The sequence below is a fragment of the Alphaproteobacteria bacterium US3C007 genome, from assembly GCA_034423775.1.
GTDB classification, from domain to species: domain Bacteria; phylum Pseudomonadota; class Alphaproteobacteria; order Rhodobacterales; family Rhodobacteraceae; genus Thalassovivens; species Thalassovivens spotae.
The window spans coordinates 815,218-840,762 of record CP139918.1; the positions used below are offsets into that span (position 1 = coordinate 815,218).

At 47.3% G+C, this 25,545-nt stretch carries 22 protein-coding genes and 2 tRNA genes; 13 read left to right on the top strand and 11 right to left on the bottom strand.

Annotated features, from left to right (window positions below):
- Positions 1–165 precede the first annotated feature (165 nt).
- Both UM181_04070 and UM181_04075 read right to left on the bottom strand, forming a co-directional pair.
- The gene (locus UM181_04070; protein WQC63793.1) at positions 166–774 is read right to left on the bottom strand and encodes a 2-hydroxychromene-2-carboxylate isomerase; all 609 of its coding nucleotides are present in this window, start codon (positions 772–774) and stop codon (positions 166–168) included.
- A 314-nt stretch (positions 775–1,088) separates the two neighbouring features.
- A complete protein-coding gene (locus UM181_04075; GenBank protein WQC63794.1) occupies positions 1,089–1,718 on the bottom strand; it encodes a hypothetical protein in 630 nt (209 codons plus the stop codon).
- Positions 1,719–1,960: 242 nt separating this feature from the next.
- Between UM181_04075 and UM181_04080 the strand changes: the two genes are divergently transcribed.
- Positions 1,961–2,365: a hypothetical protein gene (locus UM181_04080; protein ID WQC63795.1), complete on the top strand. Its 405-nt coding sequence runs from the start codon at positions 1,961–1,963 to the stop codon at positions 2,363–2,365.
- 250 nt (positions 2,366–2,615) lie between these two features.
- Here the strand turns inward: UM181_04080 and UM181_04085 are convergent, their stop codons facing one another.
- On the bottom strand, positions 2,616–4,826 hold the full coding sequence (locus UM181_04085) for a phage/plasmid primase, P4 family (protein ID WQC63796.1): 2,211 nt from the start codon (positions 4,824–4,826) through the stop codon (positions 2,616–2,618).
- A 277-nt stretch (positions 4,827–5,103) separates the two neighbouring features.
- Here UM181_04085 and UM181_04090 point away from each other — a divergent pair, with 277 nt between their 5' ends.
- A complete protein-coding gene (locus UM181_04090) occupies positions 5,104–5,880 on the top strand; it encodes a hypothetical protein (protein WQC63797.1) in 777 nt (258 codons plus the stop codon).
- Positions 5,881–6,286: 406 nt separating this feature from the next.
- Positions 6,287–8,146, top strand: coding sequence for an adenylate/guanylate cyclase domain-containing protein (locus UM181_04095; GenBank protein WQC63798.1), 1,860 nt, complete (start codon positions 6,287–6,289; stop codon positions 8,144–8,146).
- A 7-nt stretch (positions 8,147–8,153) separates the two neighbouring features.
- Here UM181_04095 and UM181_04100 read toward each other — a convergent pair whose 3' ends face one another.
- Both UM181_04100 and UM181_04105 read right to left on the bottom strand, forming a co-directional pair.
- Positions 8,154–9,257, bottom strand: a complete 1,104-nt coding sequence (locus UM181_04100; GenBank protein WQC63799.1) for a tyrosine-type recombinase/integrase — start codon at positions 9,255–9,257, stop codon at positions 8,154–8,156.
- 58 nt (positions 9,258–9,315) lie between these two features.
- Positions 9,316–9,402 (bottom strand) — tRNA-Leu (locus UM181_04105).
- 140 nt (positions 9,403–9,542) lie between these two features.
- Here UM181_04105 and UM181_04110 point away from each other — a divergent pair.
- The 3 genes from UM181_04110 (at position 9,543) to UM181_04120 (ending at position 12,133) form a co-directional block, all read left to right on the top strand.
- Entirely contained in the window at positions 9,543–10,526 is a 984-nt protein-coding gene (locus UM181_04110; GenBank protein ID WQC63800.1) for a complex I NDUFA9 subunit family protein, read from the top strand.
- Positions 10,527–10,718: 192 nt separating this feature from the next.
- Complete coding sequence (locus UM181_04115; GenBank protein ID WQC63801.1) at positions 10,719–11,741, top strand: aspartate-semialdehyde dehydrogenase; 1,023 nt, start codon at positions 10,719–10,721, stop codon at positions 11,739–11,741.
- Between the two features lie 212 nt (positions 11,742–11,953).
- The gene (locus UM181_04120) at positions 11,954–12,133 is read left to right on the top strand and encodes a hypothetical protein (protein WQC63802.1); all 180 of its coding nucleotides are present in this window, start codon (positions 11,954–11,956) and stop codon (positions 12,131–12,133) included.
- 94 nt (positions 12,134–12,227) lie between these two features.
- Here the strand turns inward: UM181_04120 and UM181_04125 are convergent, their stop codons facing one another.
- Positions 12,228–12,878, bottom strand: a complete 651-nt coding sequence (locus UM181_04125; protein WQC63803.1) for a carbonic anhydrase — start codon at positions 12,876–12,878, stop codon at positions 12,228–12,230.
- Positions 12,879–13,095: 217 nt separating this feature from the next.
- On the opposite strand from UM181_04125, the gene UM181_04130 reads away from it, so the two are divergent.
- From UM181_04130 to UM181_04145, 4 genes are all read left to right on the top strand, one after another.
- Entirely contained in the window at positions 13,096–14,481 is a 1,386-nt protein-coding gene (locus UM181_04130) for a leucyl aminopeptidase family protein (protein ID WQC63804.1), read from the top strand.
- Positions 14,478–15,314, top strand: a complete 837-nt coding sequence (locus tag UM181_04135; GenBank protein ID WQC63805.1) for an NlpC/P60 family protein — start codon at positions 14,478–14,480, stop codon at positions 15,312–15,314. Before UM181_04130 ends, UM181_04135 begins: the two co-directional genes overlap by 4 nt.
- A 313-nt stretch (positions 15,315–15,627) precedes the next feature.
- Positions 15,628–15,704 (top strand) — tRNA-Met (locus UM181_04140).
- Between the two features lie 125 nt (positions 15,705–15,829).
- A complete protein-coding gene (locus UM181_04145) occupies positions 15,830–17,407 on the top strand; it encodes a tyrosine-type recombinase/integrase (protein WQC63806.1) in 1,578 nt (525 codons plus the stop codon).
- Between the two features lie 247 nt (positions 17,408–17,654).
- Here UM181_04145 and UM181_04150 read toward each other — a convergent pair whose 3' ends face one another.
- From UM181_04150 to UM181_04160, 3 genes are all read right to left on the bottom strand, one after another.
- On the bottom strand, positions 17,655–18,329 hold the full coding sequence (locus UM181_04150) for a hypothetical protein (protein ID WQC63807.1): 675 nt from the start codon (positions 18,327–18,329) through the stop codon (positions 17,655–17,657).
- Positions 18,330–18,341: 12 nt separating this feature from the next.
- Complete coding sequence (locus UM181_04155) at positions 18,342–19,748, bottom strand: selenium-binding protein SBP56-related protein (GenBank protein ID WQC63808.1); 1,407 nt, start codon at positions 19,746–19,748, stop codon at positions 18,342–18,344.
- Between the two features lie 65 nt (positions 19,749–19,813).
- Positions 19,814–20,602 (bottom strand): IclR family transcriptional regulator, encoded by a 789-nt coding sequence (locus UM181_04160; protein ID WQC63809.1) that lies wholly within the window; start codon positions 20,600–20,602, stop codon positions 19,814–19,816.
- Between the two features lie 59 nt (positions 20,603–20,661).
- Here UM181_04160 and UM181_04165 point away from each other — a divergent pair, with 59 nt between their 5' ends.
- From UM181_04165 to UM181_04175, 3 genes are read left to right on the top strand one after another with little or no spacing between them, the layout of a single operon-like run.
- The gene (locus UM181_04165) at positions 20,662–21,774 is read left to right on the top strand and encodes an S-(hydroxymethyl)glutathione dehydrogenase/class III alcohol dehydrogenase (protein WQC63810.1); all 1,113 of its coding nucleotides are present in this window, start codon (positions 20,662–20,664) and stop codon (positions 21,772–21,774) included.
- A 3-nt stretch (positions 21,775–21,777) separates the two neighbouring features.
- Positions 21,778–22,650 carry an MBL fold metallo-hydrolase gene (locus UM181_04170; GenBank protein WQC63811.1) on the top strand — a complete coding sequence of 291 codons (873 nt, stop codon included), beginning with the start codon at positions 21,778–21,780 and terminating at the stop codon, positions 22,648–22,650.
- Between the two features lie 37 nt (positions 22,651–22,687).
- Positions 22,688–23,902 carry an FAD/NAD(P)-binding oxidoreductase gene (locus UM181_04175; protein WQC63812.1) on the top strand — a complete coding sequence of 405 codons (1,215 nt, stop codon included), beginning with the start codon at positions 22,688–22,690 and terminating at the stop codon, positions 23,900–23,902.
- Between the two features lie 235 nt (positions 23,903–24,137).
- Here the strand turns inward: UM181_04175 and UM181_04180 are convergent, their stop codons facing one another.
- Positions 24,138–24,704, bottom strand: a complete 567-nt coding sequence (locus UM181_04180; protein ID WQC63813.1) for a tyrosine-type recombinase/integrase — start codon at positions 24,702–24,704, stop codon at positions 24,138–24,140.
- A gap of 186 nt (positions 24,705–24,890) precedes the next feature.
- Positions 24,891–25,532 carry an ATP-binding protein gene (locus tag UM181_04185; GenBank protein ID WQC63814.1) on the bottom strand — a complete coding sequence of 214 codons (642 nt, stop codon included), beginning with the start codon at positions 25,530–25,532 and terminating at the stop codon, positions 24,891–24,893.
- Positions 25,533–25,545: the final 13 nt, after the last annotated feature.

Below are 25,545 nucleotides of genomic sequence, written 5' to 3' on the forward strand. Positions count from 1 at the left end.
TAGGACAGCCTGTCAACACACGACCTATCCCTTAATGTGTGCCAATGTGGACCAAATGTGTGACAAGATGTGTCCACAGAGTGGGACGACAGAAGACCACTCGCTGTAGCTATTTCGTGAAACTCATTCCAAACGGTAAGCTGCCTGTTTCGATACAATGAGTGGTTAGTAAATGGGAGCTAAAGACCCTCTCAATGCCCAACTTACAGCGTCCTCTAAACGGTCATCACCCCAGAAAACTTCATCAGAGACCACAAAACTTGGGGATCCAAAAACCCCTAGGGCTTTTGCCTCAATCGTTTCTTTATCAAGCATTGATACAATCTCTTGAGATGCTGCAAGACCCATTACCCGATCAACATCTTGCCCGATTTCAGTCAGGCTACCAGAAATATTAGGCTCTTCTCCTGCGGGCTCGCCTTTTTCAAACCATCGGCGGTAAGTTGCTTGAGTATATGCTTCTATCCAGCCTTCTTCTTTTCCCAAAATGGCTATTTGATTGGCCAAAACTAAGCCTGACAAAGGATAGGGGGCAGGGATCTTTGGTTCTAGGCCATACATTCTAGATCGGCGCTCAATATCACGCCACATGTAAGCTGATTTTACAGGCTTGTTTGAAAAAGGAATGTTTTTCTGCTCAACCATCACATCACGCACATTGAAGGGTCGCCAAGAAATTTCTATTCCATTAGCCACGGCTATCTTGGGTAATCGTAAAACAGTTAAATAAGTATAAGTAGATCCTATAGAATACCAAAAATCTATTGATGACATGCGAAGCCACTTTCTAATCTAAAATGTAGTATCAAGAGTTGCGAAACCAAAGTTCGAAGTCAACAAAGAACCAATTTACGTCACGACACGTTAAATTTTATCATCACTGAAAGTACTCGATTGTCCCATGTAGCCATCTTATAAAATTCATTCCAAACGGTGAGTTGTTTGTTCCGATACAATAAGTGGTTAGCACAAAGGGGGCACGCATGGGCCACACCCCCTGTGCCCGTTATATATACTTGAGCTTTGACAGTGAATTGAGCTGGGAGTGTGTTAACCATTTGTACAGTAAGTGCTTAACCTAGGTTTTTTTAAAGAATACCGGCAATTTTCACTATCGATCTCATATCAACATCAATACCTGCAGAAAGTTTGGCAAAGGCCTGATTGGTTGCAAGCTCAGTGTATGTTGCTTCAATTGCAGCCATTGAAGGATATGTGACGCCCAGTAGATAAGTCCCAATATCGTTTCCTGTCACGGTATGCCCAAACCTAAATGTTTGAGCCCCATGGTCTTTAAACGTTGAAGTGGTGGACGATAATAAGTTTATCAACTCGGCCTCATTTAAAGTCTTTGGCCTTGCCCGAGTAAGAACTAAATAATTTGGCATTGGTGATAGCGTAGGTTCAAAAGGTATTGCTTTGCTCTGCATAACATTGCGAACAAAGGGTTTTGTTGCATGATCCTTAATCATGCTCCCATACGGTTTTGAGTTTGGAATGGCTTTCATAACATTCTCGAACCCTACTAGGCTTTCAAAGAATTGAATAAATATTAAGGCGTTTGGATGCTTTCCACTTAGAACACTGCCGTATGTAATACGCATGGCGCCATTGTCTTTGCACTCTTGGGCAAAATCACCCATTGCACCCATTAAGCCTGCTCTATCGTTGGTGTCGCTTGTCGCTCCGGTTATCACAATAAAATTTGGTTCACTCATAATGTTTCCTCCCTTTTTTCATTTGATCGCTTTGTGACGATTAGGATCACAAAATCTCATATCTTTAGGCTAGACCTCCAACTCACATCATCAAAGTTAAAAAATTTAAAACCCAAAAAATCCCGTAAATTGCATATTTTTTAATCAACCCCAATAAAAAAATTTTGGTGATCCAGATTTTCATTTGAGTTTCATATTAATTCTTTATCTTTGGAAGGCATAAATCAAATGGGAGAATAACAATGATTGGTGATAAAGCCGGATCAATGACATTTCAGGAAACTAGTAAACCGATAGATTCTGGTAAATATGGACTTCCCGCTATGGACACCCACACTGTCGGTAGTGGAAAATTATTAGGCTATGATGTTCAATCACGAGCGGCATTTACTGCTCACATGAGACCTGACGGTTCATGGGCGGGTCATGCTTACGCTGGTGTAGTAATGTGTGCAGAAGGTGTTGCCACATATAAGTGTGATGGAGTTGGAAACATGACCGAAGCCGGGGGCGTATCTTTTAGAGGCGGGGCTATATTTGAAACGACATCTGAAGCTTTATCTGAACTGAATGGTAAGTATTACATGTTCACTTATGAGGCTGATGCAGAGGGCAAAGCAGTGTGGGAACTTTACCCTTGCGTCTAAAAGTACTGGTTTAGAGCTTTGACTCTAAGGCGCCTACGAAAACCGGACGTAGAGCTTGGAAGCGATGGTGCCATCTGGGCCTTGGAGGATGGCAGGTCAGGTCGTTTGATAAAGTCTATCAAAGCATGAGAGTAAATGAATCATGTAAGAAGTTGGGTAATCGGTGTCGGGTGTGTCAGGTAAAACCAAAAGTTTTCTGAAAGAAAAACATTATCAAAACTTTGTTTTCACCTGACACCGGTGACACCCCCTAGAAGAGTACGTCCTTATCGTTAACTTCAATCACATCCTTTTCGTCCCAATGATACCGAACCCCAGCATAATGCCTTACAGCTTTGCTTCTGCCATAAGCGACCCCGTCGATCCTCAGCATGGACGCTTTAAACTGCTTATCGTCCTGCAGGTTGTAGCCCATCCGCTGACACCATAATCGATATTCTTGGTAGAGCTCAGATGATTGGATTTTACTGGCTGGATCAAGCACCAGCTGAGCATCAACGAACTTACCCACCGTATCCATATCCTGCTGGTAATGATCCAGTTGATCCATGACGATCTGCGGTGGGTTGAGCCCCTGCTGCTGCCACTCGAGGCAACCCCGTATAGCCCAGTTTAGGATGCCCGAAAGCTCTGCCTCGAGTTTATCTGGTAAGGCTTTGTCTTGTTCGTGGGGCATAAAGGTGCGGTTGAATGGAACAATTTGAAACCGTCGAAAAATACCATGATCCCTGCCATTAACCTTGGGCAAACTATTAGTAGCTACAAAGATCTTGCCCATGATTTTAAAGGTGGTGTAGCTACCATAAAGCGCTCGAGCAGTAATTTCATCTCCACCAGTCATCCGCTTCAATTTCGCTTCTGCCAAAGGCTGATCTTTATCTGTTTCAGAAACTGTGATCATTCGGGCACCCGCTAGATGTATCAGATCATCACCAACGCCTTCACGCTGATTTGCCATCAGTGTCGTAGCTGCAGCTGTCTTTGAGTAATCACCCATTAACTTTGACAGGATGTTGAGCAAGGTGGATTTACCATTTGCACCGTCACCATTCATTGGAAAGAAGCACTGTTCATCTATACGACCAGTTAAGCTGTACCCCACTGTGCGCTGCACAAATTTCACCAACGCATCATTGTCCAAAAAGATCTCATTCAAGAAGCTTTTGAACACAGGGCAATCCGCTTCTGGATCATACCGAACGCTTGATTGAAGGCTCACCAACGTGTTTGCTTGAGGCGTAACAGGCTGCCCAGTTTTTAGGTCAATCCAAGTGTTACCAGCAGCAAACAGCATTGGGTCTGTATCAAAGTCAGTGATTGACTTGGCCAAGCGTGGCTGCGCCAACTCCAATGTGTTTTTGATTTTGCTGAGGTTTTCAAAGCGCCTCAATGCATCTTCAAACCTTCTGTTATGCTTTTGAGCAGCACCAGCAGCAGATACAAACTCGCTCACCAGCAAACGAACAGCATTTGATGGATCAGGCTTCCACACTAAGCCATCCCAGAGATACCACTGCTTCTTTTCATGAACATAAACCGCACGTTTCTTAGCCCAACGGGTAAAGGCCTCGGCCATCTTTTCCTCGGTGATCTCATCTTCATGGGTAGTCGGAAGAATTGTTGGAGCTGCACCATCAGCCTCGATCACATCCGTATTGTTAGCGCCAATATCCAACCACTCAGCTATTTTGCGAGCAGTGTTAACGCCAAGCACATCAACCATAATACCGTAACCAGATACGCTAGATGCATCCTGAGCATATGTGGTGGCTACCGCATTCAGTCGATCATCCAGCTCTTCATCGCCGGTAAAATCACAGATTGTGTTAACCACGTTTTCCGCCAAATCCTGATCGAAATCAGCTTTATACATCATACCCGCAAAGGCCAAAGCCAGTTGATGCCGTGAGCCTTCTGACCAAGATCGAGCTATGACAGAACAGGCTGCAATCCTTTGGGTGGCTACGAGTAGATCTGCATAATCAACGGCAGGGGCACTGTCATTAATATAGCTGAATTGCAGCTTGTGCCCGCTTGGGTGGATCGAGGGTGGCAGCATGGTTTGGGTGCCATCTGATCTCAACTCGACCAAGCATTCAGAACTGTCTGGCATATTGAACTTACGGGTTTTCCCTGACGACTTTATTGCGACCAGATAATGGCCCCTACCGTTTCCTTCATGGCCAAAGCTGGCCACTGTGTCGGGCAGAAATAAATCAGCAAACGCCACCGCTTCAGCGCAATCCAAATCAATATCGATCAGAGCTGAGGTGGTACCGTTTAAGATGCCAATGTTGTGTTGCAGCATTTGGTTTGCAGCCAGTGCATCCTCAGCTGATACGGGCTGGTTTCTCCAATCTACCTTGATTGGATTTTTCTTTTTGGGATGCAAAGAAAGGTAGGCGTCATTCCTGCAAATTTGATATAGTTCCACGAGGCGTGGCGAAAGTGTCATCTCCATTTTTGTTACTCCTTATATTTTAGGCGCCGATGCCCCTTCACGGATCGAATATCCGCACCATCGGGGCGTGAAGATATCGGCTATAAATATACCCTAAAGTATTAAAGTAACAGATTTATGACAATTTTGTATCAGTACAGTAAATGTCACAAATTTCCCAAACAAGCAGAAATCTGCCCATGAAAATGGAATCGTTGCTTTCAAATAAAGTATCAAATTTACTGTCTGTATAAAAATAAGCCCGCAGAAATTGGGCACAGCGGTTCGAGCATAACAAATGAAAAATCTATATCGGCGGCTATTCGGTCGTATGTACTGGGCACAGTATTCAAAAGAGATTTCGTATCGAGGGTCATGGAAAAAAGGTAACTTCCACGGCCTTGGTCAGATGAAATATGCCAACGGCACGGCCTTCACTGGTTCCTTTAAGAATGGAGCCAAGAATGGCCACGGGCACATTAAGTACACAAACGGCTATCAATATAATGGTAATTGGATAGACGGACATCAAACTGGGTTTGGGGAAATCTCATATAAGAATGGGGATCTCTATGAAGGTGGTGTTCAAAATGGCCTCAGGCATCGTGAAGGTAGGCTCTTTAAAGCATCCACCTGTACTTGGTATGAAGGCTCTTGGATACATGGAATGCTCTACGGACATGTTATCATCTCATCCTCCGATTGGATATTTGAGGGACAGCTGCCTGAAGCAAATGAAGTTTCCAATGGTAAACTCAGTTACCCAGATGGTTCATTCTATGAGGGTCAAGTTTTGAACTTCAAAAGATCTGGCAAAGGTACGTTGACTGATCCAGCTGGAGGAAAAACGAACGGTGTTTGGAAAGATCAGCTCCATGTCACTAACGCTATCAGGACAGACTCGGAAGGCATCATTTGGAAAGGCACATTCAAGAACCAACAGCCTAACGGGTTCATGCGTATTCAGATGCCCAATGGACAGGGCTATGATGGTGTTTGGGAGCAAGGTGAAATGGTAAGGGTTTTAAGTGTGCGCAACAAAACCAAAAGTCCAAACCATTATGTCGTACATTGAAAATCGTTTATTCCAAATCTCAGATAAACTAACTCATATCGAAGCCCCCTACAGCACTTGTCCTGTCACTCATATACACAGTAGCCGTTTTGTAAGTAGCCGTTTTCGCCACATCTAATGTGGGCTAACTCCATCAATGTCAGGATTGCAGATCGCTTTTGCGGTTACTGGCATTTCACCTGCTCATCAGGTGCTCAAATGCATATCAAAACCATACTATACTTTCGTATGTAAATCAATAAAAGATTTAAAACTAAGGTATATCTTTATAAGAAGCGTCAAATGGGAAGTAGCGCAAGCGATTTGTAATTTATTGCAACAGTGTGCATGAATTTCGTTACGTTTTTCTAGACAGATTTTGGACCGCATGACACCATCACTGTGAAACTTAACGCTTGGCGAGCCTATGTCTGAAGAAGAAATTGAACGTAAGATAGCAGTAATCTTTGCTACCGATGTTGTTGGGTATAGCAAACATATGGAAGCAGACGAGAGCAGCACAATTAAAAATCTTCGTGCCTGCGAGAAAATCCTAACTGCATTGTTCAAAAAGCATAAGGGCCGTTTGTTTAATACGGGTGGAGACTCTTTCTTAGCAGAATTCCCCAGCGCAGTTTCAGCGGTCGAATGCGCAGTAGAATTTCAGAAAGCTCTCAAAGATAGAAACTCATCCGACGATACGTCTGTAAAACTAGAATTCCGAATAGGGATCAACTCAGGTGATGTGGTTAAAGAAAAAGAAAACCTTCTAGGTGATGGGGTCAATATAGCCGCAAGGCTAGAGGCTTTGGCTCAGACAGGTGGGATAACGCTTTCAAAAGTTATCTATGATTACGTCAAAGGTAAGACCTCTTATGAGTTCAACGACCTAGGAGTCCAGAAGGTTAAGCAGAATGAGTTCCATGCTTATGATCTGATGCTAGACCGATCACAAAGAAGAAAAATTCCGAGTAGCCGTTCAGGTCACCCACGTTTACTAATTTTGTCAGCTGTCGTTTGTGTCCTAGCAATAGGCTTATTTTCATACTTTCAATTTAGCGTAGATTTTCAACCACTTGATGAAAAAAAACTTGCCTATGAAATTCCTGAGGGTCCATCCATTACAGTTGCAAAATTCGAAAATTTAAGTAGCTCTAAAGATACTGATTATTTATCTCAAGCCATTACAGATAATATTGTGTCAGTTTTAAGTGGTTCACCCGCTTTAATGGTCATGGCACCCGAGGCGTATTCAGCGGCGACATCTAAAAATCCTGAGATTAAAGAAATTGCAGAAGTAACTGGCGTCAGATACGTGCTGACAGGAAACTACCAAGTCATAAACGAGCGAATTAGAGTGAATGTCAAACTTAGTGATGCGCTTAAGGGAAAAACTCTTTGGTCAGAGAAGTTTGATAGTAATATCGATAATCTTTTTGAAATTCTTGATCAAATTGCAGACGCTATATTCACAGAAGCACAGGTCCAAGTCGCAGGAGTTGGGCGTGGTGAACTGTCTTATTTTAAAACTAACGAAGCATTTCTTGAACATCTTAAGTGTAGTGAATTATTTAGTGAGCGAAATTCTGAAAGCAATAAGCAGGCTGAACGTTGTGTTGCTGAACTGTTAGAAAAAGATCCAGAAAATCCCGTTATATTGCATTTAGCAGGATGGATTACTTTTCAAAGAGCATGGATGGGATGGTCACCTACTCCTGAAGAAGATAAAATCGAAAGCCGAAAAATTGCTGAAAGTATTTTGGATGAATACCCTGGTCCACCGCACCTTCTTTTGGGCTGGATAGATTTGGTAAACGAGGATATCGAATCTGTCAAAGATAATGCTCAGCTAGCCTTAGAAGTTGCTCCTAAAAATAACTTAGTGCTGCCTGTAGCCGCATCACTTCTACGAAGAGTGGGCAGTTATGAACAGGCTCGACCTGCATTTGAGATGGCTCTAAGGCTCAACCCAAATCCTTTGCACTGGGTATGGATCGAGTATGCTGGAACGTTAATAGCACTTAAAGAATATGAACGAGCCAAAGAACTACTCGGGACAGCGCTTGATCGACAAGAAGCAGGAACGCAAAATACAATTGTTTTTATGTATCTGGCCGCAATTTCTATTTTTGAAGACGACATTCAGGAAGCAACAAAACAATGCAGTTTAGCTAAGGAAATAACAGCAAATTTTGACCTAGAACAAAACCTGAAGGCAGTAAGTACTACTACTGATACAGTATTCTATAACACATTAACGGAAGCGATAAGAAAAGCTTGTTCGTAACTTATAGTTAGTCGATTGAACTAATCTTGGTCACTTGATGCCTAATTATTTCGATATCATAACCTTCCCCATATCCATTCCCAATTAAGTTTATCGACTTCCACCCACCGATTTGATCAATCAGATCCATCGGGCATTCTACAGCTCTCAGACGATCTCTGAATGTATGTCTGAGGCAATGTGCAGTAAGGCCTTCAAAATCCTTCTTCAGCCACTTGTTCAGAGCATTAGACGCATGCGTGGCGTAGCACTTTCCATCTCTGATATATCTTGGGAATAGGTAGGTATCGTCTGCCTGCTTCAGTGCTTGTTCCATAGCCAGTTGGGCATATCCAACTAAGGGCAAGATTCTTTGGCTGCTTCTGGTCTTCAACCGTCTTGCCGAATTTGGTCTTATATGTATCAGGTCATTCTCAAGATCGATATCTTCCAGCTTCAACCCTACGATCTCTGCCAGTCGACAGCCTGTTTCTCCTAAGATTGGCATAAGAAGCTTTATCTGACTACCTGAGGCTAGAGCCTTATCGTATCCCCACTTCAACTGCTCATTGGCAAAGGTACCTCGCTTGTGGCTATCTTCACCTTCTCCCTTGATGAATAGCCTTGAGAATGGATTACGCTTATCCAAGTCCAGCTCTGCATAGGCATAGTTAAGAATAGCAGACAGGCTGTTGATACGTCTTCTGATAGTGGCGGTCTTATTACCTTTCATTTCCAGATGACGGACAAACAGCTTGGCATCTTCTCGAGTGTACTGGCTGACATCTCTATCACCAGCAAGAGAGATGAAAGGGTCTACAGCCACCTTAATTGGCTTATGATGGACTGATCGAAGGGATAGGTATTCACTCACGTAATCAGAGAGCAAGCTTGGCCTTGGCTTAAAGCTAGTGACGACAGCAATAACATCTATTGGGATGATGTCTGTCGTATTACTCCAAGATCCCTCCAATACATCACCCAGACGTTTTGCATAAGCTTCAGCTTCTTCAGGGCATTTGGATAAGGCTTGCCTGATGAATGAACCATAAGCTTGAACTGCGTGCTTAGGCACACGGCGGTTATAATAATAGGTGCCTGAACGGCATAATGTGTACGGAATGTGTGACACGACGGTCTCCCTCGATGATTAAACTCGAAGGAATTTCAATAAGTTATACTGAAAGTATTGGTGCCCAGGAGAGGACTCGAACCTCCACGTCCATACAGACACTAGCACCTGAAGCTAGCGCGTCTACCAATTCCGCCACCTGGGCAAACACCACCGTTGTGCGTGTAGCTATAGCAATTTGTGGAGTCAACGCGTTTCTCCGGGGTTTCCTCACATATTTGCATCTTGCTCAGAGGCGATAGCCAGAGTATTCACCCTCGCAAAGAACAATCTTTGGAGAAGCCTATGTCGCAATTGGTAACCATCTTTGGGGGCTCGGGGTTTGTCGGGCGCTATATTGCACGTCGTATGGCAAAACAAGGATGGCGCGTCAGGGTTGCTGTGCGGCGCCCGAATGAGGCGCTCTTCGTCAAATCATACGGTGCGGTCGGGCAAGTCGAACCTGTTTTTTGCAATATCCGCGACGATGGCAGCGTGACAGCCGCTTTGGAAAACGCCGATGCCGCAGTGAACTGTGTCGGAACGTTTGACCGCTTGGGAAGAAATAATTTTAAAGCAGTTCAGGAAGACGGCGCCGCGCGTATTGCCAGACTTTCGGCGGCAAACGGTGTGCAAAGCTTGGTGCATATCTCATCCCTGGCCAGTGCAAGCCTTTCAGAAAGTGAGTACGCGCAAAGCAAGCGCGCCGGCGAAGAGGCCGTATTGAGACATATGCCACAGGCCTATATTTTTAGGCCCTCTGTTGTTTTTGGACCTGAAGATCAGTTTTTCAATCGCTTTGCCTCAATGGCCCAAACAGGGCCTATTTTGCCCTTTGCCGGAGCGGCAACACGCTTCCAACCGGTTTATGTGGATGATATTGCCCAAGCCGTTGAAATCGCGCTGACGCGGGAAACACCTGCCGGGACTTATGAGCTAGGCGGGCCAGAGATCATTGATTTTGCGGGTTTGATGACGCGTATGTTAGCGGTGATTGAGCGTCGCCGCCTTTTGGTGAATATTCCATTTTTCATGGCGCGGCCGATGGCGGCCGGGTTCGATTTTTTAGAAACGGTCACGCTTAGGCTTTTCAAAAACGGGATCTTAACGCGGGATCAACTGAAAGATTTAACGGTTGATAATATTGTCTCTGAAACCGCTAAAGGGTTTTCGGATATAGACATTGAACCCACATCCCTTGAGGCGATTTTACCGGAATATCTGTGGTGTTATCGCCCCTCTGGCCAATATGCAGCCATTAAGTCTTCCGCAAAAAATTTAAACCAATAATTATAATTCCCCAATTCGCGCGGGCCGGCCAGAGCCTGCGTTGCCGCAAGGCTGAAAGGCTGAAAGGCCTTCTTGACGGGGGCCATATTCAATTTGAAGCGGCCGCTTTCGCCTTTCCTAACCACACTTGTTGCGTTAGAAACCGCCTAACTAAGATCGCAAGTCGTTTAGACGGGGTAAGGAGCTTAAATTATGGGTTATAAAGTTGCTGTTGTTGGCGCCACGGGCAATGTTGGCCGAGAAATTCTGAATATCTTGGCAGAACGGCATTTTCCAATTGATAAAATCGTTGCGCTTGCCAGCAGACGCTCCTTGGGTACCGAATTGAGTTTTGGCGATGAGATTTTATCAACCAAAGATTTAGAACAATTTGACTTTTCTGGCTGGGATATCGCACTTTTTGCTGTGGGCTCTGAAGCCACGAAACTGCATGCGCCGCGCGCGGCCAAGGCCGGCTGCGTTGTGATCGATAACAGCTCGTTATATCGGTATGATCCCGACGTCCCGTTGATCGTACCGGAGGTAAACGCGGATGCAATCTTTGGATATTCTAAGAAAAATATAATCGCCAACCCCAATTGCTCAACCGCGCAAATGGTGGTTGCGCTCAAACCGCTTCATGATCGTGCCACCATCAAGCGCGTGGTGGTTAGCACCTACCAATCAGTGTCGGGCAGCGGCAAAGACGCGATTGACGAGCTGTGGAACCAAACCAAAGGTATGTATGTGCCGGGCCAGGAAGTGGCCCCAAAAGTCTATCCAAAACAAATCGCCTTTAACGTCATTCCTCATATTGATGTGTTTATGGAAGATGGCACCACCAAAGAAGAATGGAAAATGGTTGCCGAAACCAAGAAGATTATTGATCCGAAAATCAAAGTCACCGCAACATGTGTGCGGGTTCCGGTGTTTGTGGGGCATTCCGAAGCGATTAATATCGAATTTGAAGAGTTCTTGGACGAGGATGAGGCCCGTGACATCCTGCGCGAAGCGCCTGGCTTGATGGTGATCGATAAGCGCGAGGATGGAGGTTATGTCTCACCGGTAGAATGCGTTGGTGATTTCGCAACATTTGTCAGCCGCATCCGGCAGGATAGCACCTTAGAGAATGGGTTGAACCTATGGTGCGTGTCGGACAATCTGCGCAAAGGCGCGGCCCTGAATGCCGTTCAAATCGCCGAAGTGTTAGGCCAGCGCGTGCTCCAAAAAGCCTGATCCCAAAATATCCGCGCTTTTGGATAGTTTCAGATTATCGCAAAATACGCGTTTTGCAAACGTCTTACCCTTAAGTATTATCAAATTGATAAAAATACCCATCAGAATATGGAGATCGTCTAAAGTAGTTAAAACTTATCCGAATGTTTATATGTGATGGCATCTGCAGTTTGCTATATAAAGGCGTATGAGAATTTTGGGGCTCGAAGTGCATGTTGGCCGATAAAGAGAACACAGAGAAGATCGATAATTTAATTGCACAATCACTGCGCGCACTGGCCACACCGAAAATTACGAGTGATGACGTTAAACGTCGATTTTCGCAGGATATTCAAAACGCAAATATTGCGATCTTGCGGCTGAAACAATCGCAAAACGATAATGCAGCGTGAGCCGGTTGCCTCTTAAGCATGCAGAAAAGATCAAAGTCCTTCTTCGCGGTCGCGCGCGGAAGTGCGTTTTTTGCTCAATTTTATTCTAAAAAGCTTAGACAGGCTTAAACCTTTGTGATGCAGGATCAAAGGCTTCTAAACTGCCCTCGCCAATATCAGTCCATAAGCCGTGTAAGGACAACGAACCATCCTGAACCGCCTTTTCTACAAAAGGAAAAGTCATCAAATTGGTCAAAGATGTCAGTACCGCCTGCTTTTCCAAATCTTGAGCTATTTCTTCCTCGGAGGAATAATCTTTGATCGCCTCATATCCTGGCCGCAAAATATCCATCCAACGCCCAACAAAACTGGTTTTCTCTTCAAGCTGCGGTGCATGGCCCCGGCACATATCCAAGCATCCTTTTACACCGCCGCAATTTGAATGGCCCAGAATGATCAATTGCGAGACATTGAGCGCGGTGACCGCGTATTCGACGGCAGCGCTGGTTCCGTGTTGCGACCCATCCGGGCTATAAGGCGGCACTAGATTTGCAATATTTCGATGAATAAAAAACTCACCTTGCTCTGCGCCAAAGATAGATGTGGCATGCACCCGCGAGTCACAACAGGAAATTATCATGGCTCTTGGGCGCTGGCCCTCAGTGGCCAATCGCTTATACCAAGCCTGGTTTTGGGAAAAGCCCGTCGCGAACCACCCGTGATAGCGTTGAATGAGATAGGCGGGAAGCGGTTTGACAAAATCCATAAGCGGCGGCCTTTCTTTACAAAGATAAACGCATCTACGCAGCAGCGATAACAGAGGCGAAGACAATCTGCCATATCTGTTCTTTTACCACGGTCATTGTTAATATCAGACGGTGTTAAAATATTTCAACCCCTGCCCGCTTCATCTTATTTGAATTGCGACCGCGGCGGGAAAGACTAAGCGCGCGTTCTGCGCCAAACCGAAGGATACGCGCGCTATGACGCTCGAGTTTATATCAGAAGATCACGCTTCTATTCCCGTTCTGTTATGCAACAGTGACACTGTTAAAGAGGTGGTGGCGCGCCTAGCGGCGCCTGCCCAGCGCTGGATTGCCCAGCAGGGGTTTACCGGCGGCTTTGGCGAAGCCGTGCTGTGCCCAACTGCGAGCGGCGAAGCAGAACTTGCAATTTTGGGGCTGGGTGACACGCAAAGCCGAGCGCGCAATCGCTTTATATTGGCCGCCGCCGCTGCAAAATTGCCAAGCGGTGTCTATAAGCTGCCTGACCCCTTGCCTTTGGAGAACGCTGAATATGAAGTTTTAGGCTGGTTGCTTTTAGGCTACGCGTTTGACCGATATCGCTCAACCTCACGGGCGCTTCCCCGTTTAATCGCACCGTCCGGTATGGATGCGCGGCATATTGAAAGCTTGGCAAAATCTGAGGCTCTGTGCCGTGATCTGATCAATACGCCCGCATCTGATATGGGCCCCGCCGAGATTGAGGTGGCAGCCCGTCAGCTGGCGGCGCAATATCACGGAACTTCGGATGTGATCATCGGCGAGGCTTTGATCGATCAGAATTTCCCTATGATCCATGCAGTTGGGCGGGCTTCGCCGAACCCGCCGCGCTTAATCGACCTTGGCTTTGGGACGACGGGGCCAAAACTGACGCTGGTGGGCAAAGGCGTGTGCTTTGATACAGGAGGGCTGAACTTAAAGCCCGGATCCTCGATGGGGTTGATGAAAAAGGATATGGGCGGCGCAGCCCATGCGTTGGCTTTGGCACAGTTAATTTTGGATTTAAATTTACCCCTGCAGTTGCGGGTATTGATCCCGGCGGTTGAAAACGCGGTTTCCGGGGCATCTTTTAGGCCGCAGGATATTTTGATCTCGCGCAAAGGGCTGAGCGTTGAAATTAACAATACAGATGCAGAAGGAAGATTGGTGCTTGGCGATGCTCTTAGCTATGCCAGTGAAGACCAGCCGGATTTAATTGTTTCACTGGCAACGCTGACGGGTGCCGCGCGGGTGGCGCTGGGCCCGCAGCTGGCACCCTTTTACACCAACCAAGATGCAACTTCCGAGATCTTAATGCAGGCGGGTAAAAACAGCCTTGATCCGCTATGGCGGCTGCCGTTCTGGGAGGGCTATGAGCCGATGATCGAACCTGGCATTGCGGATCTAGACAATGCGCCGGCAGGCGGGTTTGCAGGCTCGATTACGGCGGCCCTTTTCTTAAGGCGTTTTGTTGCAGAGGCCGATAAATACATACATTTCGATATTTACGGTTGGGCGCCAAAGGCCGCCGCAGGCATCACGAAGGGGGGAACATCGCAAGGCATCCGTGCGCTGGCCTCGGCTTTGCCGAAACTTCTTTCGCTATGAGGGATCCCAGACTTTTAGCCTGCAATGGCCGCGTGGCCGCGCTTGAGCTGCAAGGCATGGTGCAAGCCGAACGATTTGTTGAAGGCTGGCCACAACAGGTTGCCGGTGGCCTTGGCAATTTATGCAACGCCCCTGCGGGCGCGCTGCAGCGGCAACTCTATCCCGGAGAACAAGTAACCGTCTATGACGAGCACGCGGGCTGGAGTTTTGTAAAAGCCCATGCGCATGGTTATGTTGGATATATAAAATCACAGCAACTTCAGCCTTCAAGCCAAGCGCCAAGCACCCATTATATCTCAGTGCCAATTAGCCATTCTTACAGGCAGTGTGATATGAAGTCGGGCACCACAGCGCTTTTGGTGATGGGGAGTCAACTCCAAAACCTAAAAGAAGAGATTGGCTTTATAAAAACCCAGTTCGGCTGGGTGCCCAAGCAGCATGTTAAGGCGTTAACCAATCCGCCGTCAGACCCGGTGGCCGTTGCGGAACAATTGTTGGGCGTCCCCTATCTTTGGGGGGGCGACAGCGCATTGGGAATTGATTGCTCGGGCCTTGTTCGATTGAGTCACATGATTTGCGCGCATAACTGCCCGGCTGACAGTGATTTACAACAGCGCGCGTTGGGGGCCGCTTTACCGCCAGATGCAGCGTTGCAACGCGGCGATCTCGTGTTTTGGAAAGGCCATGTGGCGCTGATGGTCAGCGAAGCAAAGTTGATTCATGCCAATGCACATCGAATGTCTGTAACTTATGAAACCTTACCAGAGGCTATCTCTCGTATCGCATTGGCCGGTGAGGGCGATATTATTTTGAAAAAGCGGCTGTTCCTTTGACGCAGCGGTGAAGAACGGGCAAAGTTGAACGGTTGAGCAAATTTGCGCGGAATAAAAAAGCCTGATTTGCTTTAAACGTGACAAGCTGATGTGGTTTTTAGTGAAGTTTGCAGCGATAATCAGGGGCAACCCTGCGCCCTAATAAAAAAGTGTGAATTTTTGCTAAGCTATCCGCTAGCAGCTGGTCTATGTGGGAAAGCCGCTGCCTTAATCAGTGTTCCCAGCGGTTTGCAGCCTTGAGAATTGTATTAAGCGGCATATGTTGGATAATGAACTTGACCTAGTTTAGGAATAAGCCTAAATCGAGCGCGTTGGCGGAGTAGCTCAGGTGGTTAGAGCAGCGGAATCATAATCCGCGTGTCGGGGGTTCAAGTCCCTCCTCCGCTACCAAAAATCCATTATAAGCAATGACTTAATATTTCGGTTGACGCGTTTTGCGCGTAGCACACCTCTAGCACAGTTTTTTCTCGCTTTCTGAGAATTATGAGTGCAGAATCACAGTGTTAAACACGGTGATGACTTTGCCTAAACTGAACCCAAATACACCCACGCTTATGGATGGTGAGGTTCGTCTTTTTAAACGTAAACACAGCTCAGTCTGGCAAGTTGTATTTATGATGGACGGACGACAAGTCCGTGTGAGCACTAAGAAGCGTATTTTGAAAGATGCTAAAGACGCAGCACGCGAGATTTACCTAGACTATCGCTTTCGCCAAAAGAACGGCTTGCCTGTTATCTCTAAGCGGTTTGCAGATGTGGCTGCACTATGTAGAGCAACCATGAAAGAGCAGCTTGAGAATGGTGCAGGCAAGAAAAGCTTTCGCGATTACATCATCGTTATTGATAAGTATCTGGTTCCCTTCTTTGGTGATATTTTTGTCACCAGTATTGATTACGAGATGTTGCAAAAGTTTGCGCGCTGGCGTGAAGAGAGGATGGGTCGAGAGCCAAGAGCGTCTACATTGAATACCCATAACTCTGCGCTCAATCGGATCTTTGATGAAGCTGTGGCACGGGGATACATGAATAAGTCACAAGTCCCTGTATTGGTAAACAAAGGGCGGGATAGCGTGCGCAGGCCTGACTTCACCAGAGAAGAATATGCGACACTCATTCGCAAACTGCCCAGTTGGATTGATGCAGGACGAGAGGGCAAGTCACGCGACATGCGCCATCTGCTGCGTGACTACATTCTTATTCTAGCAAACACGGGCATGCGGCATGGAACAGAAGCTAATAACCTGCGCTGGAAACATATCAGCCTATTTGAAGACAAGGGTCTCAAATATCTTGAGATGAGCGTGACAGGTAAAACAGGCCGTCGTGACATTATCTGTCGAGCAGGAACCATAAACTATCTCAAGCGCGTTCAAAGCAGATGCCCAGATATTGCACATTTGAGTTTTGAGCAGCTAATTAAATCAAAACTAGATGTGCCTGTCTTCAGGCTGCCCGATGGTACGGCCAGTGCTAACCTGCGTCAGACGTTTAGAATCCTGATGCGAGATTCTGGATTACTCACCTGTCCAAGGACAGGACAAGATCGCACGTTATATAGCTTACGCCATACCTATGCCACATTTTCTCTTCTAAACGACGGTATGGATGTGCACACGCTGGCTGTACAAATGGGCACCTCTATTTTGATGATAGAGCGCCACTACAGCCATCTCACTCCCCGTCTCAAAAAAGAAATGCTCACGGGCAAGCGCTATGACACGCCATATGATGAATACAAAGCAGAGCGGGTACAGGGCTTCTCCATATCAGATGAGGATCTACACAGTCCCGTAGGTGATGTCATTGAGGAAAGCCTCCCCGATGAACTTGAAGAACAACTTGAGGAAGACACAAAGGGTTCAGAGCGAACACTTTCAGCAGAGAACCAATCAAGCGATAAAAAGACCGAAGCCAGCCTAAAGGCGCTGGATATGCTTGACAAAGGACTTCTCACAGAGCGGGCGGTATTGGCTGTGATTGGGACACATGAAGAAAGTTATACAGTTGCACCGAACGTTCGCATCAAAGCCCTTGAGCTCGTTGAGAAGGATAAACTGTCAGAACGAGGGCTTATTGCTATTCTGGGCGTTTAAGCATTTTGTGAAGGGACCAACGCTTACAGCAGCTCCACCGCAGTGCTTAACTATAGAGAGTTTTTATCTTTATATCTTGTTGTCATAAGTATATCCGAATGACGAATGGATTACGGCCGTTGGCTGAACTGTGCATGGATGTCTGCTATGCGGACAAACCGGGTTTGTGCAAACGCAGCATTTTCTAGCTTTCGCAGCGGTGAATTTACGGCGATTCAATAGACATTGCCAAAGCGTTCATTGGGCATCATTGATGACCTAAAAATGCAGAATAAACGCCAAATGCCCCGACAGTAATTAGGCTGAGCGCCCAAAGTAAATCAAGATTGAACCAACTTTTTGAAATGAATTTCAAACCAAACCAAGTGTAGACAAAGATCGCAATCGCAGCACCTGCAAAAGTCATCGCAAAGGTGTGGGTTGCGGCCACTAAAAAGGCTGTCGTTATATTGTTGCTCATGAGCACTTGTGCAGCGGCATGACCTGTTTCTGACACACTTTCGCCCAGCACTAAAAGCCCGCAAATACCAAGATAAATAGGCACCAGCATTAGTCCCGCACCATGGGCAGTGGCGGCCAGAAACGACCAGAGCCCTAGCTTGGCAGGATGGATGCGGGCTAGAATTTTCGGGTGTCGCCGATTGATCAAAAGATAGATCCCCATCGCAATCACTAGCGCGCCTGCACCCATCCGAATTTCACGCTCGTTATTGACGAAGAAATACATCATTGAAAACGGCAGCAAGATGATAATCATCGCCAGAAAATGACCAGTCGCAAGCATTGCACTGGCTTTGATCATGGCGCTTTTCTTGCGTTCAAATAGAGCCGCGGAGACAGCCAGAGGCCATCCCATACCAGGGTTTACGCCATGGTATATACCCGAAAAAATGACGGCCCACCAAAGGGCCGTCGCAGTCATGGTTTCCATATTTTATACAGAGGGGTAACAGAAACTATCGGTGGAACAATCGCCGCCTTCCAGACGAATTTGGTGGGCCCGGGTGTTCTCTGGGAAGTCAATGTAGAAGTCAGGATCAAGGGCAAAACTGCCATCTTCTCCAACATTCGCCATCACCATTTGCCCGCCTTCCTGATGCGGATAGAACTGGTTGTCCCATGAAGAATAAAGCGAATTTGTCCAATACACTCTTTTTCCGTCGCGGCTGATCTCGACCATTTGCGGTCCGTAGATAACCTCCTTGCCGTTAGGGTGCTTATGTTCGGTGGCGATACCGCCAAGCTGCACCTTACCGTTGAGCACGGGGTTCATTGGATCAGATACATCATATTGATGCATCTCGCCCAAGCCCCAACAGGCGACATAAAGGTATTTATCGTCAAGGCTCAGGTCGATATCAGTGACCAAGGGTGGCACGGCTCCGAAGCCTTTAAGCAAATCAGGAAGGTTTTCTGGATCTTCCGGGCGTGGATCGATCGTGATCGTCTTCTTGGATTGCCACACACCATCATCACCACGCCACCAAGTAAAAATCGCGCCTTGTAAGTTTGTTGTATCAACCACGACACCGCAGAACCCATAAGATTTGGTCGGATCATGGGCAGGGCGGATCTCTAACGCCATCTGGTAGTTTTCACCGAAATCCATCGTTTGGATGTTTTTGCGTGCGCGCAGATCCCAGAAGTGGATCGAATGGCCGTATTTGTTTGACAGTAAATCTTCTGGTACAACGCCATTTTCATATTGGGGCGGCAGACCCCATTCAGAACTGACCATATAGTCTTGTGGCAGGTTCCACCAAAAATCGTAATGTTTGTCTTGTGCACCGCGATCCATTTCGTAGCGACCGATAATTTCAAATGTTTCACAATCCATGATGAAAATACCGGGAGGGCCGTCTGTGCCATCAGCTCCGCCTCCACCAAGAGTTGATACATAAATCCCTTCAGGCCCACAATGAATTGTATGGGGACGCGAATACCCTGTCTTTTCGAACAGTTCTTCCGGTTCAATAATTTTATGAATATGAGCCTTTAGTGGATCTTTGACATCAAAGATAAAAATACGCGACGAGCGAATGCCTGGTACGATCAGATAGCGGCGTTCTAAAAATGCATGGCCCGATAAGGGCGACAGAGATGATGAACACGCGTTCCAGCCAAAGTGGTGAAATTCGTCCCCAGTGGTTTCAGTCATCACCTTATGAACAATCTCGCCATAGGTTTTCGACCCTTTGCGCAGGTCAATAACGGCTAGTCCATCGTGTTGATCAGCGTCTTTGCCCAGCATTACCGTAAATGCAAAATTTTCAGGTGGTGCTTGCATCGCTAGTTTTGCGGATGCATGAAATGTTGGATCCGGCTTCATCGGTTTATTCATCGATCTTCCTCCCTAAAGTTATTCCCCCTCATTGGGGTTTGATACATCATTTCCGCGGTTCCTCATTAGACCTCGGCCACGTTGCATAGTTGAATGGCACCGCTGATCTTTGTTGCAAGCTGTGTCAGCTGACGGCCGATATTATGTCTGTAATCTGTGCCAAACCTGCGTACGGGTCCGACTGCGCCGACGCTAAAGGTGGCACCGATATTCCCGATTGTTATTGGGGCGGCAACGCTTGAGATGCCAATGTCAATCTCTTGATCGCAATCGGCAAAACCTTGCTTTCGGATGATATCGAACTCTGCAAGCAGGTCTTCTCGCGTCGCCTTTGTGTGGTCTGTATAGGCTTGAAGACTTCCTTGCAAAATTTTGTCTTGAAAGTTTTGTTCTGTGAAGGCTGCGATTGCCTTTGAACAAGAACAGGCATGCATCGGGCGTTCACCAAGCCCTGGATGGATGAAGGCACGGGCGGGATCGTCCGGTGTTTCGACATGAATAATTTCCACTTTGCCATCTCGGAAGCGTGCCAGAAACACAGTTTCATTGAATTTGGTAGCGGCCACTTTGAGAAGAGGCGCCGCAACACGGCGCACATCCACGTCGGATTTTCCCAATAGAGCAATGCGGATCAGCCGTTCACCAATCACATAGCGCCCGTCATTGTTTGGTTCTTCGATCAGCCCTTGTTCTTGCAATGTTTGCATCAAGCGATAGCAGGTTGGCTTTGGCAACCCACTTGCTATCTGCGCTTCGGTTGCGCTGATCGGACGACCGACGACGGCGATAATTTCAAGCAAATGAATAAGACGTTCTAGATGCACTTCAAAGGTACCTATTGAAATATGAGACACTTTCTCAGATGATGAGAGCGAATCATGGAAAAAATCAAGCAATTTTTTTAGGAGAAAAAATGCGAACACGTGCTGCTGTCGCCTTGGAGGCTGGAAAACCACTTGAAGTTATGGACGTTGAACTCGACGGCCCGCGCGCTGGAGAGGTTTTGGTTGAGATCAAAGCTACAGGTCTATGTCATACAGATGAATTCACCCGTTCGGGCGAGGATCCGGAGGGCATTTTTCCGGCAATCTTGGGTCATGAAGGTGCAGGCGTAGTGATCGAAATTGGAGAAGGTGTGACCAGTCTAGAGGTGGGTGACCATGTGATCCCACTCTATACACCCGAATGCCGTGAATGCGAATATTGCTTAAATCCTAAAACTAATCTTTGCCAGAAAATCCGAAGTACCCAAGGCGCTGGGCTTTTGCCTGACGGATCGACACGATTCAAAATGCTCGATGGGACGCCAATCCACCATTATATGGGATGTTCTACCTTCGCCAATCACACCGTTGTGCCCGAAATTGCTCTGGCGAAAGTTCGAAAGGACGCTCCGTTTGATAAAATTTGTTACATTGGTTGTGGTGTCACAACCGGCATAGGGGCAGTGATCAACACTGCTAAAGTTGAGATTGGGTCAACTGGCGTGGTCTTCGGCCTTGGCGGTATTGGACTCAATGTTATCCAAGGTTTGCGCCTTGCGGGGGCAGACCAAATCGTTGGCGTTGACCTGAACGAGGGTAAAGTCGAGATGGCCAAGCGGTTTGGTATGACCGATTTCGTGAACCCTTCAAAAGTGGCCGGGGATCTGGTTGCGCATCTGGTTGAGCTGACACGCGGTGGTGCGGATTACACATTTGACGCCACTGGCAACGTGGGCGTTATGCGCACGGCGCTGGAATGCGCGCACAAGGGGTGGGGCGAAAGCATCATTATCGGCGTCGCGCCTGCTGGCGCAGAGATTAGCACAAGACCGTTCCAATTGGTAACAGGGCGGGTTTGGCGCGGTACTGCATTTGGTGGCGCATCCGGGCGCACCGATGTACCCAAAATCGTGGATTGGTACATGGACGGCAAGATCGAAATCGACCCGATGATCACTCATAAATTGAAGCTAGAGGATATCAACCACGGGTTCGATTTGATGCATGAAGGCAAATCTATCCGCGCCGTCGTGGAGTTTTAAAAAATGCGGCAGTCCTCTCCCGAGGTGCATACGTTCTTTGATGAAGCCACGAACGCAGCTTGTCATATCGTAAAAGACCCAGCTTCAAACGCTGTGGCGATTATCGATTCCATCTTGGATTTTGACGCCGCAGCGGGCAGTACCGAAACGACCCATGCTGATAAGCTGATCGATGAAATCACGCGAAATGACTGGCAGGTCGCTTGGATACTCGAGACCCATGTGCACGCCGATCACCTGTCTGCTGCACCCTACCTGGCCGAAAAGCTGGGTGGCAAAATTGCGATAGGAGCCAATATAACCGCCGTTCAAAAAGTTTTTGGCAAGATCTTTAATGCAGGTACCGAATTTGAGATGGACGGCAGCCAATTCGACAGATTGTTCGCAAATGGGGATGTCTTTGACATCGGTAACCTTAATGTCACAGTGATGCACACGCCGGGGCATACGCCTGCCTGTGTAACCTACGTCATCGGCGATGCTGCCTTTATCGGTGACACGTTATTTATGCCCGATTTTGGCACCGCTCGTGCAGATTTCCCGGGCGGGTCTGCAACCAATCTTTATGCTTCTATACAACGCATATTAAAGTTGCCTGAAGAGACGCGCTTGTTCTTGTGCCACGACTACAAAACCAAAACGCGTGAGACGTTCTGCTGGCAAACAACAGTAGCAGAACAAAAGGCAAAAAACGTTCATGTCGGTGGTGGCAAATCCGAAAAAGAATTCGTTGACTTTCGGACCAAGCGGGATGCGCAATTGGCAATGCCGAAACTTATTATTCCATCAATTCAAGTGAACATGAATGCAGGCCACATGCCTGCCGCTGATATGGACGGAGACGTCTACCTGAAAGTGCCAATTAACAAACTGTAAAGCTCGTTAGGGCAAGGGTTGGGAGGCCCCTAATATAATGGCAGATCATCAAATACTTATCGTAGGTGGCGGAGCCGCGGGTATCGCAACGGCAGCCAGCCTGCATAAACGGGACGCGTCTCTGGATATAGCTATTATCGAGCGCTCAACGACCCATTACTACCAGCCAGGCTGGACCATGGTGGGTGCGGGCGTTTTCAAAAAAGAAGAAACGGCACGATCCACGGCCAGTGTCATGCCTTCTTATGTGACACAAATAAGAGGGACCGTTGCATCGTTTCAACCAGATGAGAATAGCGTCAGGCTTGAAGATGGAAAGGTGCTTACCTATGGCTCTCTCGTAGTGGCGGCGGGGCTTAAGCTAGATTGGGCTGCGATTGAGGGGCTTGAGGAAGCGCTTGGTCGAAACGGTGTGACCTCGAACTACCGATATGATCTTGCACCCTACACATGGGAACTGGTTCAAAAAATGCGCGGGGAAAAAGCTATTTTCACCCAACCGCCTATGCCGATCAAATGCGCAGGCGCGCCGCAAAAAGCAATGTACTTGTCATGCTCAACCTGGATGCAGGTGGGTAAAATCAAAGATATCGATGTGTCATTCTGCAATGCAGGGCCGGTCCTCTTCGGCTGCGCAGATTATGTGCCTCCGCTAATGGAATATGTTGACCGCTACGGTATAAATCTCGACTTTGGGTATAATCTGGTGAAGGTCGACGGCCCCAATCAGATAGCAACCTTCAAGGTGGCCAAAGAAGGCGAAGACCCGCGGCTGGTAGAGCGCAAATTTGATATGCTGCATGTCTGTCCACCCCAATGCGCGCCAGACTTTATCAAAGACAGCCCCCTTGCAAACGAAGCTGGCTGGATGGCTGTTGACCAATCGACGATGCAAAGCACTATCGCCCCAAATATCTTTGGCCTTGGGGATGTGACCTCAACCCCAAATGCCAAAACAGCAGCCGCCGCGCGTAAACAAGCCCCAATTGTGGCTGACAATCTGATTGCGCAGATGAAGGAAGCTGCGATGCCGCAAGCCTATGATGGGTATGGATCGTGCCCGTTAACCGTCGAACACGGCAAAATTATTTTGGCAGAGTTCGGTTATGGTGGAAAACTCATGCCCAGCTTTCCGTGGGACAGCACAAAGCCAAGGCGCGCCGCATGGTTCCTAAAAAAGTCAGTTCTGCCCTGGATCTATTGGAATGCCATGTTGAAAGGCAAAGAATGGCTGGCAAAAACGACCTCTTAGATTAGCGCTTTAAGGGTTGTCATGTTCGAATTCGTCCGAAAAACGCTATGGACGTTTAAAAGTATTATACGAGCCAAATGAACGATGGGCTCTAACGCGGTAGTTTGACATGACAACACGCGAATACAAAATTTTAGGTGCTGCGAGCGCGCGCAGCACAATAGACGAACTCACAGTTTGGGCTCTAAGCCGCCATTCGCTGCACTTTGCCCGAAGGTCCGCTAAGGCCTGTTTTCTAAAGTAACTCTACTGCTTCGCTCAACTGGTCAGAGTTCACATCTATGTACCTCTGTGTTGTGGATATATGCGAATGCCCTGCAAGCGCCGCAAGCAATCGCACGCCTACACCCTTGTTGGCCAAACGGGTAATATAGGTCCTACGACCTGAATGACTTGAGGCGTCCTTGAGGCCAATTGCTTTGTATATGTCCAAGAACAGCTGGCACATTGTGTTGGCCGAGAAATGACCGCCCTTTTGACTGGCAAACAGCGGGCGCTGTGGATCTGCGAGGCGGATATAATCACCGTACTCGCGCAGAGCCTTACGCAAGCGCTGATTAAGATACACCGTGCGCGTTTGCCCACCTTTGCTCTGCTGTGCGCTTAAGATGAACTGTGTGCGAACAGCACCGTCTTCATCAAATATGTTACCCACTGTGAGTGCTGCGATTTCCTTGGCTCGGAGGCCTGCGTAGAAACTAACCAGTATAATGGTCTCATCACGAATTGGATGACGTCTGCTGCGGCAGTAGTGTATAACCCTGCGTAGTTGAGCTTCATTTAGTGTTTGTGCCTGGCGCATTGCAAACTCCCCTCAAAACCTAACGTTGTGTTAGCTTTGAATATAAAGTCTGAGGTATTGGTCTTCCTACCGAAAAGACGCCTCGCCTGAAGCTTATATTTTTCAATGAGTTATGCCAAAACCTCATACTATGTACGTTATATGAGGTTTTGGGCTGTGTGATTGCGCTAAGGGTAATATCAGCGGTCAAAGCGTTGCAACTTTGCTGGCCATAACTGTCTCTTCGACGAGATCGATTAAATCGCGCGCACTGCCATTAAAGCTTTGCAACATTTGCGTTACATCCTGCTGTGTTGGATTTAAGCCTTCTGCCTGCAACATACTTAATACGCGTGGCACCCAATCCGTATTTGAGGGTGGATCTATATCCAGCACTCGAAAGCGTGACAGCATCGCACCCATTATTCTGTTTTTATGGTTGGTCGTTGCCACGAAACGGATCAGATGGCGTTTGGTATCCATGAACTCACGGAACTTTGGCTGCACACTGCGCAGATCCAGCTCGTCGATCTCATTAATGACAATCAGCGCTTTGTCTGAGTTGCCAAACATTTGATAGTTCACTTCGGCCATAATTTTATCTTCAAAGCTTTTACCGAGGCTTGCAGCATTGTGTTCCCAATGCATGTAGTGATCCTGCGCACGCAGAAAATGACTTTGAGCTATTACGCGTGCTGCTTCTGTTTTTCCTGCGCCGGGTGGGCCAGCCAACAATAAAGGCTTAGCTGGTGGTTGCTCGCAATAAGATTTGATTACAGCCGCATTCAGCGGATTTGCAATTACTAAATCGGCAAAAGTCCGCGGTAAATGTTTGAGGTCAAATGACATCCTCAGATCCTTT

Excerpts from the sequence above, each read along its gene's own strand:
- UM181_04070 (WQC63793.1), bottom strand. The coding sequence starts at position 774 with ATGTCATCAATAGATTTTTGGTATTCTATAGGATCTACTTATACTTAT.
- UM181_04075 (WQC63794.1), bottom strand. The coding sequence starts at position 1,718 with ATGAGTGAACCAAATTTTATTGTGATAACCGGAGCGACAAGCGACACC.
- UM181_04080 (WQC63795.1), top strand. The coding sequence starts at position 1,961 with ATGATTGGTGATAAAGCCGGATCAATGACATTTCAGGAAACTAGTAAA.
- UM181_04085 (WQC63796.1), bottom strand. The coding sequence starts at position 4,826 with ATGGAGATGACACTTTCGCCACGCCTCGTGGAACTATATCAAATTTGC.
- UM181_04090 (WQC63797.1), top strand. The coding sequence starts at position 5,104 with ATGAAAAATCTATATCGGCGGCTATTCGGTCGTATGTACTGGGCACAG.
- UM181_04095 (WQC63798.1), top strand. The coding sequence starts at position 6,287 with ATGTCTGAAGAAGAAATTGAACGTAAGATAGCAGTAATCTTTGCTACC.
- UM181_04110 (WQC63800.1), top strand. The coding sequence starts at position 9,543 with ATGTCGCAATTGGTAACCATCTTTGGGGGCTCGGGGTTTGTCGGGCGC.
- UM181_04115 (WQC63801.1), top strand. The coding sequence starts at position 10,719 with ATGGGTTATAAAGTTGCTGTTGTTGGCGCCACGGGCAATGTTGGCCGA.
- UM181_04120 (WQC63802.1), top strand. The coding sequence starts at position 11,954 with ATGTTGGCCGATAAAGAGAACACAGAGAAGATCGATAATTTAATTGCA.
- UM181_04125 (WQC63803.1), bottom strand. The coding sequence starts at position 12,878 with ATGGATTTTGTCAAACCGCTTCCCGCCTATCTCATTCAACGCTATCAC.
- UM181_04130 (WQC63804.1), top strand. The coding sequence starts at position 13,096 with ATGACGCTCGAGTTTATATCAGAAGATCACGCTTCTATTCCCGTTCTG.
- UM181_04135 (WQC63805.1), top strand. The coding sequence starts at position 14,478 with ATGAGGGATCCCAGACTTTTAGCCTGCAATGGCCGCGTGGCCGCGCTT.
- UM181_04145 (WQC63806.1), top strand. The coding sequence starts at position 15,830 with ATGACTTTGCCTAAACTGAACCCAAATACACCCACGCTTATGGATGGT.
- UM181_04150 (WQC63807.1), bottom strand. The coding sequence starts at position 18,329 with ATGACTGCGACGGCCCTTTGGTGGGCCGTCATTTTTTCGGGTATATAC.
- UM181_04155 (WQC63808.1), bottom strand. The coding sequence starts at position 19,748 with ATGAATAAACCGATGAAGCCGGATCCAACATTTCATGCATCCGCAAAA.
- UM181_04165 (WQC63810.1), top strand. The coding sequence starts at position 20,662 with ATGCGAACACGTGCTGCTGTCGCCTTGGAGGCTGGAAAACCACTTGAA.
- UM181_04170 (WQC63811.1), top strand. The coding sequence starts at position 21,778 with ATGCGGCAGTCCTCTCCCGAGGTGCATACGTTCTTTGATGAAGCCACG.
- UM181_04175 (WQC63812.1), top strand. The coding sequence starts at position 22,688 with ATGGCAGATCATCAAATACTTATCGTAGGTGGCGGAGCCGCGGGTATC.
- UM181_04180 (WQC63813.1), bottom strand. The coding sequence starts at position 24,704 with ATGCGCCAGGCACAAACACTAAATGAAGCTCAACTACGCAGGGTTATA.
- UM181_04185 (WQC63814.1), bottom strand. The coding sequence starts at position 25,532 with ATGTCATTTGACCTCAAACATTTACCGCGGACTTTTGCCGATTTAGTA.